This is a genomic window from Longimicrobium sp. (assembly GCA_036389795.1).
GTDB lineage: Bacteria > Gemmatimonadota > Gemmatimonadetes > Longimicrobiales > Longimicrobiaceae > Longimicrobium.
Map to the genome: position 1 here is coordinate 1 of DASVWD010000110.1, position 13,164 is coordinate 13,164.

Sequence of the window (13,164 nt, forward strand, 5' to 3'; positions counted from 1 at the left end):
GACCGCCACCGCGTCCGGCGCCCGCTCCACCTGCGCCTCGAACAGCTCGTGCGCGCACGCTTCGCGCGGGTACGCGGCCTCCGTCGCGTTCCACTCCTCCACCACCCGCCGCCGCTCGGACTCCGGCAGCACGTCCAGCCGCTCCACCCGCCGGTCCGCGTCGGCCGCCATCTCCTCCAGCACCCGCCGCAGGTAGCCGAGCCAGCGCTCCACCGTGGCCTGCGCGAAGAGCGCCGTCGCGTACTCCACCCCGCCGACGACCCGCCCGCCCCGCTCGGAGAGGGTGAGCGTCAGGTCGAACTTCGCCGTGCCCCGCGACGCACCCCGCACGGGCGCCAGCTCCAGCCCGGGGAGCTCCAGCCGGTCCCCCGGCGCGTTCTGCCACGCGAACATCACCTGGAACACGGGGGCGTGCGCCAGGCTGCGCGCCGGCTGCACCCGCTCCACCACCTGCTCGAAGGGAATGTCCTGGTTCTGCTGCGCCTCCAGCGCGCGCGCCTTCACCCGCTCCAGCAGCTCCGCCACCGTGGGCGAGCCCGACAGGTCCACGCGCACGGCCAGGGTGTTGACGAAGAAGCCGATCAGCCCCTCGATCTCCCGCCGGCCCCGGTTGGCCGTGGGCGTGCCGACCACCACGTCCCGCTGCCCCGAGAGCCGGCCGAGCACCGTGGCCCAGCCGGCGAGCAGCGTCATGAACAGCGTGGTCCCGTGCCGGCGGCCGAGCGCCTTGAGCCCCGCCGTGAGCGCCTCGTCCAGCTCCAGCGCGGCCGACGCCCCGGCGTGGTCCTGCCGCGCGGGACGCGGGTGGTCGGTGGGCAGCTCCAGCAGCTCGGGGGCGCCGGCGAGCGTCTCCGTCCAGTAGTCCCCCTGCCGCCGGAGGACCTCGCCGTCCACCCAGCGCCGCTGCCACGCCGCGTAGTCCGCGTACTGCACCGGCAGCGGCGGGAGCGGATCGGGGTCTCCGCGGCGGAAGGCGGCGTAGAGGGCGCCCAGCTCGCGGGTGAGCACCCCCATGCTCCACCCGTCGGAGACGACGTGGTGCATGGTGACGAGCAGCACGTGGTCATCCGCCGCCAGCCGCACCAGCCGCCCGCGGATCAGCGGGCCGCGCTCCAGGTCGAACGGCGCCGCCTCCTCCTCGGCCAGGAGCCGTCCGAGCTCCCCCTCCGCGTCGGCGTGCCCGCCCAGGTCGTGCTCGACGAGGGCGAAGCGGCTCTCCTCCGCCGGGGCGATCCGCTGCGCCGGCACGCCGCCGTCCGCGGAGAAGGTGGTGCGCAGCGCCTCGTGCCGGGCCACGATCCGGTCCAGCGCGCGCGCCAGCGCCGCGCGGTCCAGCTCGCCCTTCAAGCGCAGGCGCGCGGGGATGTGGTAGGCCGCTCCCGCGTCTCCCAGCTGCTCCAGGAACCAGAGCCGCTGCTGCGCGAACGACAGCGGCAGGCGCCCCTCGCGGTCCGCCGGCTCGATCTCCGGCAGCTCCGCCCGCGCGGCCGCTTCCACGCCCCGCGCGAAGTCCGCCAGCACCGGCCGCGCGAAGAGGTCGCCGAGCGCCACCTCGGCGCCCAGCACGCGGCGCACGCGCGAGACCACCTGCACCGCCAGGAGCGAGTGCCCGCCCAGCTCGAAGAAGTGGTCGCGGCGCCCCACCCGCTCCACGCCCAGCACGTCGGCCCAGACCTCCGCCAGCGCCTGCTCGGCCTCCCCGGCCGGCGCCTCGTAGGCGCGCGCCGCGTACGCCTCGCCCCCGGGAGCGGGGAGCGCCCGGCGGTCCACCTTCCCGTTGGGCGTGAGCGGCAGCGCCTCCAGCCGCACGTACGCCGCCGGCACCATGTACTCCGGCAGCTTCGCCGCGAGGTGCGCCCGCAGCGCCTCGGCCTCGAGCGCGCCCCCCACCCAGTAGGCCACCAGGCGCTTCTCCCCGGGCGCGTCCTCGCGCGCCAGCACCACCGCCTCGCGCACCTCCGGGTGCTCGGCCAGGCGCGCCTCGACCTCCCCCGGCTCGATGCGGAAGCCGCGCACCTTCACCTGGAAGTCGTTCCTCCCCAGGAACTCGATCGTCCCGTCCGCCAGCCAGCGGCACCGGTCGCCGGTGCGGTACAGCCGCTCCCCCGGCCCGCCGAAGGGGTCGGGGACGAAGCGCTCCGCCGTGAGCCCGGGGCGGTTCAGGTACCCGTGCGCCACCCCCGCCCCGCCGACGTACAGCTCCCCGGCCACACCCACCGGCACCGGCCCTCCCCGGCGGTCCAGGACGTAGACCCGCGTGTTGGAGACCGGCCGGCCCAGCGGGATGCCGCGCGCGTCGTCCGCCACGCCCTCGATCCGGTGGGTGAGGGCGAACGTCGTCGTCTCGGTGGGGCCGTATCCGTTGAGGAGGCGCCCGGGCGGCCTGGAGCGCAGCACGCGCCCGATCACGGCCGGGTCCAGCCGGTCGCCGCCCACGATCAGGCAGCGCAGCCGCCCGAGCGGCTCCGCAAGCTCTGCCGCGTACTGGTTGAAGAGCCCCACCGTCAGCCACAGCACGCTCACCCCGTGGCGCTCGAGCGTCTCCCCGAAGCGCCCGGGATCCAGCACCACGTCGTGCGCGACGACCACGACGCGCCCGCCGTTCAGCAGCGCGGCCCAGACCTCCAGCGTCGAGGCGTCGAAGGTAGGGTTCGAGGCGAACGCCACGCGGTCGTCCGGTCCGAACCCGGCGTAACCCTCGTTCAGCACCAGCCGCGCGACCGCCCGGTGCGGGACCACCACGCCCTTCGGCTCGCCCGTCGAGCCCGAGGTGTACATCACGTACGCGGGCGCCCCGCCGTCCAGGAGCACGGGCAGGTCGTCGTCCGCGCCCTCCGTCACCGCGTCGACGTCGATCCTCCGCGCGGGGGGAAGGTCCGGGACCGCCTCTCCCCGCAGGCTCAGGACGACCCGCGACCCGCTGTCCGCCACCATGAAGGCGATGCGCCCGGCCGGGAACGACGGGTCGATCGGCACGTACGCGGCGCCCGCCTTGAGGACCGCCAGCTCGGCCGCCACCAGCTCGACCGAGCGCGGCATCAGCACCGCCACCCGCGCGCCCGGCCCCACCCCCCGCTCGCGCAGGAGGCGCCCCAGCCGGTTCGCCCGGGCGTTCAGCTCCCGGTAGCTCAGCGCGCGCCCGTCCTGCACCACCGCCACCGCCTCGGGGCTCCGCCTCGCCTGCGCCTCGAACAGCTCGTGCAGGCACGCCTCGCGAGGATACTCCGCGTCGGTGGCGTTCCACTCCTCGACCACCTGCCTGCGTTCGGCCTCGGGGAGCAGGTCCAGCCGCTCCACCCGCCGGCCCGCGTCGGCCGCCATCTCCTCCAGCACCCGCCGCAGGTAGACGGCGTACCGCTCCACCGTGGCGCGCTCGAAGAGCGAGGTGGCGTACTCCACCCCGCCGGCGATCCTCCCGCCCCGCTCGGAGAGGGTGAGCGTCAGGTCGAACTTCGCCGTGCCCGGCGCTTCCCCCCGCACGGGCCCCGGCTCCAGTCCCGGCAGCTCCAGCCTCCCCGCGGGCGTGTTCTGCCAGGCGAACATCACCTGGAACACGGGGCTGTGCGCCAGGCTGCGTGCCGGCTGCACCCGCTCCACCACCTCCTCGAAGGGGATGTCCTGGTTCTGCTGCGCCTCCAGCGCGCGCGCCTTCACCCGCCCCAGCAGCTCCGCCACCGTGGGCGAGCCCGACAGGTCCACGCGCACGGCGAGGGTGTTGACGAAGAAGCCGATCAGCCCCTCGATCTCCCGCCGCCCGCGGCTGGCCGTGGGCGTGCCGACCACCACGTCGTCCTGCTCCGACAGGCGGGCCAGCACCGCGGCCCAGCCGGCGAGCAGCGTCATGAACAGCGTGGTCCCCTGCCGGCGGCCGAGCGCCTTCAGCCCCGCCGTCAACTCCTCGTCCAGCTGCAGGGTGACCGACGCCCCGGCGTGGTCCTGCCGCGCGGGACGCGGGTGGTCGGTGGGCAGCTCCAGCAGCTCGGGGGCGCCGGCGAGCGCCTGCGTCCAGTAATCCGCCTGCCGCTGGAGGACCTCGCCGTCCACCCAGCGCCGCTGCCACGCCGCGTAGTCCGCGTACTGCACCGGCAACGGCGGGAGCGGATCGGGGTCTCCGCGCCGGAAGGCGGCGTAGAGGGCGCCCAGCTCGCGGGCGAGCACCCCCATGCTCCACCCGTCGGAGACGACGTGGTGCATGGTGACGAGCAGCGCGTGATCGTCCGCCGCCAGGCGGACGAGGCGCCCGCGGATCAGCGGGCCCCGCTCCAGGTCGAACGGCGCCGCCGCCTCCTCGGCCAGGAGCCGTCCGAGCTCCCCCTCCGCGTCGGCGTGCCCGCCCAGGTCGTGCTCGACCAGGGCGAAGCGGCTCTCCTCCGCCGGGGCGATCCGCTGCTCCGGCACGCCGCCGTCCGCGGAGAAGGTGGTGCGCAGCGCCTCGTGCCGGGCCACGATCCGGTCCAGCGCGCGCCCGAGCGCCGCGCGGTCCAGCTCGCCCTTCAGCCGCAGGCGCAGCGGGAGGTGGTAGGCCGCCCCCGCGCTCCCGAACTGCTCCAGGAACCAGAGCCGCCGCTGCGCGAACGACAGCGGCAGGCGCCCGCTCCGGTCCGCCGGCTCGATCTCCGGGAGCTCCGCGCGCGCCGCCGCCTCGAGCCCCCGCGCGAAGTCCGCCAGCACCGGGCGGTCGAACACCTCGCCCAGCGCCGCCTCCACGCCCAGCACCTGGCGCACGCGCGAGACCACCTGCACGGCCAGGAGCGAGTGGCCGCCCAGCTCGAAGAAGTGGTCGCGGCGCCCCACCCGCTCCACGCCCAGCACGTCGGCCCAGAGCTCCGCCAGCGCCCGCTCGGCCTCCCCGACGGGCGCCTCGTAGCCGCGCCGCGCGTACGCGTCCCCCTCCGGCGCCGGGAGCGCCCGGCGGTCCACCTTGCCGTTCGGCGTGAGCGGCAGCACCTCCAGCCGCACGTACGCCGCCGGCACCATGTGCTCCGGGAGGCTCGCGGAGAGGTGCGCCCGCAGCGTCTCGGCCTCGGCCGCGCCGCCCACCCAGTAGGCCACCAGGCGCTTCTCCCCGGGCGCGTCCTCGCGGGCCAGCACCACGGCCTCGCGCACCTCCGGGTGCTCGGCCAGGCGCGCCTCGACCTCGCCCGGCTCCACGCGGAAGCCGCGGATCTTCACCTGGGCGTCGTTCCGCCCCAGGAACTCGATCGTCCCGCCCGGGAGCCAGCGCCCCAGGTCGCCCGTCCGGTACAGCCGCGCCCCCGGCTCGCCGCCGAAGGGGTCGGGGACGAAGCGCTCGGCCGTCAGCCCGGGGCGGCCCAGGTACCCCCGCGCCACGCCAACGCCGCCGATGTACAGCTCGCCCACCACCCCCGCCGGCACCGGCTCGCCCGCGCCGTCCAGCAGGTAGACCCGCGTGTTCGCGATCGGCCGGCCCACGTGCGCGGCGAAGCCGTCGCGCCGGCCCATCTCCACCCAGGTGGAGTAGGTCGTGGTCTCCGACGGGCCGTACAGGTTGCACACCCGCTCCACCCGGGTGGTCGCGAAGATCCGCTCCACCAGCGCCCGCTTGAGCGGCTCGCCCGCCAGGTTCACCGTGCGCACGCCCGGCGGGACCCGCCCCGCGTCGACCAGCGCCTGCATCGCCGAGGGCACCGTGTTCACCAGCGTGGCGTCGATGTCGGCGTGCACCGGCTCCAGCGCGTCGCGGACGAGCCGCACGGTGGCCCCCACCGCCAGGGGCACGAAGCACTCGAAGACCGCCAGGTCGAAGTTCAGCGAGGTGGAGAACAGCGTCCGCTCGAGCCCCCGCCCGGCGAAGGCCCGCGCGCCCCAGGAGAGGAAGTTGACGGCGCTCCCGTGCGCGATCGCCACGCCCTTCGGCGCGCCCGTGGAGCCCGAGGTGTAGATCAGGTACGCCAGGTGGTCGGGCGTGAGCCCCGCGCGGGGCGGGGGGGTCCCGGGGCGGTCCGCCCAGGCGGCGGCGTCGGCGTCGAGCGCCACCACGGGCACGTCCATCCCCGCGAGCCGCTCCGCCAGCGACGCCTGCGTGAGCAGCACCGCCGGAGCGCTGTCGGCCAGCATGTAGCGCAGCCGCTCCTCCGGGTACCCGGGGTCCAGCGGGACGTACGCCCCGCCCGCCTTGAGCACCGCCAGCAGCCCCACCATCATCTCCAGGCCCCGCTCCACGCAGAGCCCCACCCGCGCCTCGGGGCCCACGCCCCGCTCGCGGAGGTGGCGGGCCAGCCGGTTCGCGCGCGCGTCGAGCTCCGCGTACGTCAGCGCCCCGCCCGCGGAGACCACCGCCACGGCGTCGGGGCTCCGCGCGGCCTGCGCCTCGAACAGGTCGTGGATGCACGCGCCGGCCGGGTACCCGGCCGCGGTGGCGTTCCACTCCTCCAGCACCCGCCGCCGCTCGGCCGCGGGGAGCACGTCCACCCGCGCCAGCGCGCGGGCCGGCGCCGCCTCCAGCGCCTCCACCACGCCCTCCAGCGCCCGGTGCATCATCGCGCACAGGCGCCCGGCCCCCACCGACGCCGGCGCCTGCGCCGCGAGCCCCAGCGCCTCGCCGCGGTCGTCCACCGACAGCATCACGGGGTAGTTCGTCCGCTCCTCGCCCTCGAGCCCCCGCATCCCCGCCAGCGCCCGGCGGGCCTCCGGGTCGCGCGCCTGCGCGGCCTGTGCGAAGTGCCGGTAGTTGAACACCGCCGTGAAGAGCGGCGCCGGCGCGGCCACGCCGCTGCAGCGCTGCGCCAGCGCCAGCGAGGCGTGCTCGTGCCGCAGCAGCTCCGCCAGCTGCCGGTGCGTCCCCAGCACCGCCGCCTCCACCCCCTGCGAGGCCACCCGCACCCGCACCGGGAGCGTGTTGATGAACGGCCCCAGCACGCGGTCGGCGCCCTCGCCCCCGCTCATCCGCCCGAAGAGCACCGTCCCGAACACCACGTCGCCCCGGCCCGTGGCCCGCGCCAGCACCTGCGCCCACGCCGCGTGGCACACGGCGGCCGCGCTCACCCCCAGCGCCCGCGCGCGCTCGCGCAGCCGCGCCGCCAGGGAGGCGTCCACCGCGAGCCTCGCCTCCTCGATCCCCGACCCGTCGCCCCACACGTCCAGCAGGCCGAAGGGCGCCGTGGGCTCCTCCACGTCGCCCAGCAGCGCCCGGAAGTACGCCTCGTGCTCGGCGCGGCTCACCCCCAGCCGCGCCTGCGCCACGTAGTCGCGGAAGGGCAGCGGCGCCGGGAGAAGGTCCGCGCGCCCCTCCAGGTGCGCCCGGATCTCCTCGTTGACCACGTCGAAGGTCACGTGGTCGCCGACGAGGTGGTGCTTGTGCCGCAGCAGCACCCAGCGCTCCCCGTCCGGCTCGCGCGCGGCGTACAGCCGGATCAGCGGCGCCCGGCGCACGTCCAGCCGGTGGCGCCGGGGGGAGAGCCGCGTCCACAGCTGCCGCGCCGCGTCGCCCCCGGCGGGGTCCAGCTCCACCTCCTCCACCTCGAGGCGCGCCTGCCGCCACACCACCTGCACCGGCTCCCGCAGCCCCTCCCACGCCACCGACGTGCGCAGGATGTCGTGCCGGTCGACCACCGCCTGCAACGCCCCCACGTACGCGTCCAGGCGCTCGCGGCTGTCGAAGCCGTAGAGGCTCACCCCCAGGTACGGGTCCCCCTCGGCCGCCAGCAGGTGGTGGAAGAGGATTCCCTCCTGCAGCGGCGCCAGCGGGTAGATGTCCTGTACGTTCCGCGCTCCGCCCGGCACCCCCGCCACCACGGCGTCGATCTCCGCCTGGGTCAGCTCCACCAGCGGCAGCATCTCCGGCCGGATGGGAGCGGGCGACCACCAGCCGTCGCCGTCGATCAGGTCCAGGAGAGCCGCTTTGTGCTCCCGCAGCTCGCGCAGGAGGGACGTGTCCAGCGTCTCGCGGCCGCCGGAGACGGCCAGCCCGCCGCCGCTCTTCCGCAGCTGGATCCCCGTTGCCTGGAGCTTCGCGAGCAGCGCTTGAACGGTCATGTGCGAGCGGGGAACGGTCGCGGTGGTGGAGGACGGGGAGCGGCCGGCCCGGCGGTCCGGGCGTCGGCGGGCTCCGCGCGGGCGGCGCTCCCGCCGACGCGTGGCGACGCCCGGCGCTCTCTCCCCGACCGGGGGACGGGGAGCGAGCGTGGACGTGAATGCTCTGTGCTGGCGGCGGCCTGAAACGTACGGTGCGGCGCGTGGAACCGGCGGCGCCGGCCGCACCCGGCTGGCGAACTAAGATGAATAATCGACCCGGATCGCGCCAGTGTTCACGGGCGCGCGCGGCAAACAGACGTCACGCCGCGGCGGGCGGCCGCCCGCGGACGCGGAGACGGGCGGCCACGCCGAGCGGCGCGCCCGGGGGAAGTACGTCCCCTCCCGCCGGCCGGCGGGGAGCCGGCGGCCGCGCGACGTGCTTGACGTGTCTGCGGTTTGCCCGCAATGTAGAGGATACCGCTCGGAACGGGGTCGCCGCGGGGCGCGCGCTCGCTAAGGCGAGTACCCGTGGCACGCTTCGTCGTCCGCGGCGGCCGGCCATGGGTCTCGCCCGTCGTCGGCAGACGGGAGAGCGGCGGCGGTCCCCGCGCCGAGCTCATCCGCCTTTCCCGCACCGCTCGCGTTGCGCCTGCGCATGTGCGCAGGCCGTTTGCGTCGCCTCTCCGGGGGAGCGTGGCCGTCCGCGGGGAGGAAAGAGGCCCGAAACGCACGCCCGGACCGGGGACGCGACCGCCCGCGCGAGCCGGGGCGGGACGGCGAAACGCGCGGGCCCGGGCCCGCACCTGCACTCACCCACCCTGGAGTGAAACGATGAGCGTCGCCCACGAGCCCCTTCAGGCTCCCGCCGCGCCGGCGCACGACGGCCGCGTGCAGACCGGCCGCCTGGACGGCTTTCCCGCCGCCCCCGTCGTGGCGCGCCCCGCGCAGGCGGGGGTGGTGCTGGCCGACTGGGCCGGCGAGAACCGCCCGTGGCTGGAGGGCACCCTGCACCAGGCCGGCGCCATCCTCTTCCGCGGCTTCGGCATGGACGACGTGGACGAGTTCCAGCGCTTCATGCAGGCCACGGCGGGCGACCTCCTCCCCTACACCTACCGCTCCTCGCCCCGCACCCAGGTGAAGGGGAACGTCTACACCTCCACCGAGTACCCCGCCGACCAGCGCATCCCGTTCCACACGGAGATGTCCTACACCAACACCTGGCCGATGAAGATCGGCTTCCTGTCGCTGATCGTGGCGGAGACGGGCGGGGAGACCCCCATCGCCGACAGCCGCCGCGTGTACGAGCGCATCCCGGCCGAGATCCGCGACCGCTTCGAGCGGCTGGGGGTGATGTACGTGCGCAACTACACGCCGTGGATGGACCTTCCCTGGCAGAACGTCTTCCAGGCCCAGACGCGCGAGGAGGTGGACGAGTTCTGCCGCTCGGCGGGGATCCAGGCGGAGTGGATCAGCGACGACCACCTGCGCACCCGCCAGGTGTGCCAGGGGGTGGCCGTCCACCCCGTGACCGGCGAGAAGGTGTGGATGAACCAGGCGCACCTGTTCCACGTCACCAGCCAGGACCCGGAGGTGGTGGAGGTCCTCCTGGAGGAGTTCGGCGAGGAGAACCTCCCGCGCAACACCTACTACGGCGACGGCTCGCCCATCGACCCCGAGGTGTTCGCCGCCGTCCGCGCGGCGTACGACGCCGAGGCGCTGGTCTTCCCCTGGGAGAAGGGCGACGTGCTCCTGCTGGACAACATGCTGATGGCGCACGCGCGCTCCCCCTTCACCGGCCAGCGCAGGGTGGTGGTGGGGATGGCCGAGTCGTACGGCTCCGGCTGGGGGCAGCCCTGAGCCAGCGCCGGCCACCCCGCCGGATCCCGCAACACCCCGCACCCTACCGGAGACGCGACATGCCGACGGAAGCGAACGAGGATACCCGCACGTACATCGTGCTGGTGAACCACGAGGAGCAGTACTCGCTCTGGCTGGCGGACAGGCAGGTCCCGCCGGGCTGGAAGGCGGTGGGCGGGCCCGGCTCCAGGGCGGAGTGCCTGGAGTACGTGAAGGAGGTGTGGACGGACATGCGGCCGCTGAGCCTGCGGGGCGGCGCCGAGCGCCCCGCCGAGGCGCACGGCGAGACGGTGCGCCTCACCTACAGCGACGGCCAGCCGCTGGACCTGGGCGGCGAAGCCTGAGCAAGTCCATCGTCCTGGTTCCAAACAGAAACAGATTGGAATCACGCAGAGACGCAGAGAGAAATCCTTGCAGTTCCTCTGCGTCTCCGCGTCTCTGCGTGAGGCTTTTTTCAGGCGCCGCGAGCGGCTCAGGCGGGGGCGGGGGCCGCGATCCGGAAGCCGGACAGCACCGGCGACGTCGCATCGATCAGCCTGCGGATCCGCCGGATCCCCTCCTTCACCCGCTCGGCGTCCTCCGTCCCCACGCCCACCCGGATGAAGCGGTCGCACGAGGCGCCGTAGCCGATCCCCGGCACCGCGCACACGCAGTGCTCCTGCAGGAGCCGGGTGCAGAACTCGATGGAATCCAGGGTGGACGGCTCGATCGACGCGAAGAGGTAGAAGGTGGCGTCGCCGGGCATGGTGGAGATGCCGCACTCCTCCATGAAGCGCGCCATCTCGCGCCGCTTCCGGACCACGCCCGCGATCTGCGGCCGGGTGATCTCCAGCACGTCCTGGAAGTGCCGGACCAGGTAGTGCTCCAGGATGGTGGGAGGGCAGGTGAGGAGGTGCTGGTTGATCTTGAGCACGTTCCCGATCAGCGCGCGGCTCCCGATCACGTAGCCGATGCGCCACCCCGACATCCCGTGGTTCTTCGACATCGTGTTGCACACGATCGTGTGCCGCTTCTGCGGGTCGAGCGCCCCGGCCGAGACGAAGGTGCCCTCGACCAGGAACTCGCTGTACGCCTCGTCCGAGAGGACGAAAAGGTCGTGCCGGTCCGCCAGGGCGTGCACGTGCTCCAGCTCCTGGCGCGACATGACGCGCCCGGACGGGTTGTTCGGGTTGTTGACGACGATGGCCTTGGTGCGCGGGGTGATGAACTCGTCCAGCTCGAACACCGTGCGCTGGTGGGGCACCATGACGGGAACGCCGTGGCAGAGCCTCACCTGGTCCGGATAGCTCACCCAGCTCGGCTCCAGCACCACCACCTCGTCTCCGGGGTCGAGGATTGCCATCAGCGACATGTGGATGGCGAGCTTGGATCCCGCCGTGACGACGATCTCCGCGTCGGGGTCGATCGGAACGTCGTACTCGCGGCCGTAATACGCGGCCAGCTGCCGACGCAGGTCGGGATTGCCCCGGGAGTGGTTGTAGTGGTAGACGTCGGGAATCGGCAGCTCCGCGAAGTCGAAGAGCGGGATGTCGAAGAACGCCTCGCCGAGGGAAAGGACGATGACGTCTGCTCCCCGGGCTTTCATCTCGTAGACCATGCCGTTGAACTTGATGGACATGGCCGTCGCGACGTCGCCGAGGTGGGTGGCCGGAGAGGGCATGGGGACCTGCGCGGAAGCGGGTCCTCGTGGGTGCGCGTGCGCGACGGAAGTGCCGCGTCGGCGCGCCGCGGGTGCACGGCTGAACTTCGCCGGCCCGCGGCGGCTCCCACAGGTGGCTTGTCGATTGTTTGCGTGAAAAGATGCTCTGCGGAGCCTCGCGGGGCAAGGATCTCGCCTGCGGCTTGCGTGGAATGTCCCGATCCGGTGGCGCGCAAGGGCCAGCCTCCGTTCACGTTGTGATATGGCCGTCTGTGAGTATGCGGCGGTGGCCCATATGAAATTTGGCAGATATGGGCACGCTGACATATACTTGCTTCCCCTACACCGGCTGCCCCTACCGCTGAACGCAAAGCTGCGGAAGGCATCCCTGAGATGTTTTTGCCTGAACAACTTACCTCACGAATGTTAGCATAGAACAACCGGAATTCTCCATCCCCGCGCGATGGGAGACCGGAGGAGCATACCGCAGGCGCTACCGATAGCGGAATCGCTAGACCGGTGCGTTATATCCTTACGATCGAGAGAATCTTCGAGCCGAATGAGGAAGCCGTGAGAAAGGCCCTCCTCACACTGATCACCGGCGCCTCGTAACCTGCCACCCACCTGATGCTGCACGAGATTCCACCTCTCACCGTCCAGTAGCTTTCGTCCGTTCGAATGATTCTGTTGTGTCCTCTCGCGCCCGGCGGTTCGTACGGGCACACTGCGGAGCCAACGAGCCTCAGAAAGAGTCCGTGCGCGCGCTGGTCCTGAGGAATTTCCGGCGTTCGCGTCCCCTCATCATCGCGGCAAGCTGACCAGCCGCGTCGGCGGAGAACCCTTCAGTCCCCCTCATCATCGGGGAAGACGCTCAACTTCAGAGGCATTCCCAACAAGGGTTCCATGGTGAATGAGCGCACGTGTGCTCGCAGGTTGGGACTCGTCCGCATGGTCGTCATGCCATAGCGTAGTTTTCTTTGGGAACGGTTTTCCGACGGTGTGGTTATCTAGTACGGATGGCGGGCGCGAGAGCGAACGGGGAACGCTACGCGGGCGGCATTGTGGCTCCCATCACGGAGTGCGCGATCTGGCTGCCGGTTCGATCGCGAGCGTGGTCTCCCCGCCCCAGCGGACCGCGCTCGCGCCGCAGGTCCTAGCCGGCAGTGGATTGGGGAACGGTTTTCCGACGGTGTGGTTATCTGGTACGGAGGACGGGCGCGAGAGCAAACGGGGAACGCTACGCGGGCGGCATCGTGGCTCTTATCACGGAGTGCGCGATCCGGCTTTCGGTTCGATTGCGAGTGTGGTCTCCCCGCCCCGGCGGTCCGCGCTCGCGCCGCAGATCCTAGCGCGGCGGCGAATGTCGAACGGAGAAAACGTGACCGGTTTCCCATGTCGCCACCGGCACGTTCGCGGCCCGAGGCCGGCGCACGGCGCTGCGGAAGACGTTTTTCATCTCGCCGTCTAGGGCGGTGCCCTCAGATCGTGTCTCGACGAGTTTGCCGCGCTCACACGTGAGATTCTCCAGGGTGGGAACAACCTCACGCGGTCAACACGCGGTCGAGCGAGCGGTACTGGATGGCCTCGGAGACGTGGGCGGTGGTGATCTCGCCGCCGCCGTCCAGGTCGGCGATGGTGCGGGCGATCTTGAGCACGCGGTGGTAGGCGCGCGCGGAGAGGCCCAGGCGCGTGAT

Annotated in this window: 4 protein-coding genes; 2 read left to right on the forward strand and 2 right to left on the reverse strand. The window is 73.2% G+C overall.

Features of this window, described 5'->3' with window-relative positions:
* Positions 1-7,995, reverse strand: a 7,995-nt coding sequence (locus tag VF746_14795; GenBank protein HEX8693688.1) for an amino acid adenylation domain-containing protein, incomplete at its 3' end; no start/stop codon positions are given.
* Between the two features lie 810 nt (positions 7,996-8,805).
* Here VF746_14795 and VF746_14800 point away from each other — a divergent pair.
* Together VF746_14800 and VF746_14805 are read left to right on the forward strand one after the other, a co-directional pair.
* Positions 8,806-9,831, forward strand: coding sequence for a TauD/TfdA family dioxygenase (locus VF746_14800; GenBank protein HEX8693689.1), 1,026 nt, complete (start codon positions 8,806-8,808; stop codon positions 9,829-9,831).
* A 59-nt stretch (positions 9,832-9,890) separates the two neighbouring features.
* Positions 9,891-10,175, forward strand: coding sequence for an MbtH family protein (locus VF746_14805; protein ID HEX8693690.1), 285 nt, complete (start codon positions 9,891-9,893; stop codon positions 10,173-10,175).
* A gap of 128 nt (positions 10,176-10,303) precedes the next feature.
* Here VF746_14805 and VF746_14810 read toward each other — a convergent pair whose 3' ends face one another.
* Positions 10,304-11,491: a pyridoxal phosphate-dependent aminotransferase gene (locus tag VF746_14810; protein HEX8693691.1), complete on the reverse strand. Its 1,188-nt coding sequence runs from the start codon at positions 11,489-11,491 to the stop codon at positions 10,304-10,306.
* Between the last annotated feature and the right edge of the window lie 1,673 nt (positions 11,492-13,164).

What these genes read in the sequence shown, in the direction of transcription:
- VF746_14800 (HEX8693689.1), top strand. Translation starts at nt 8,806, where the DNA reads ATGAGCGTCGCCCACGAGCCCCTTCAGGCTCCCGCCGCGCCGGCGCAC.
- VF746_14805 (HEX8693690.1), top strand. Translation starts at nt 9,891, where the DNA reads ATGCCGACGGAAGCGAACGAGGATACCCGCACGTACATCGTGCTGGTG.
- VF746_14810 (HEX8693691.1), bottom strand. Translation starts at nt 11,491, where the DNA reads ATGCCCTCTCCGGCCACCCACCTCGGCGACGTCGCGACGGCCATGTCC.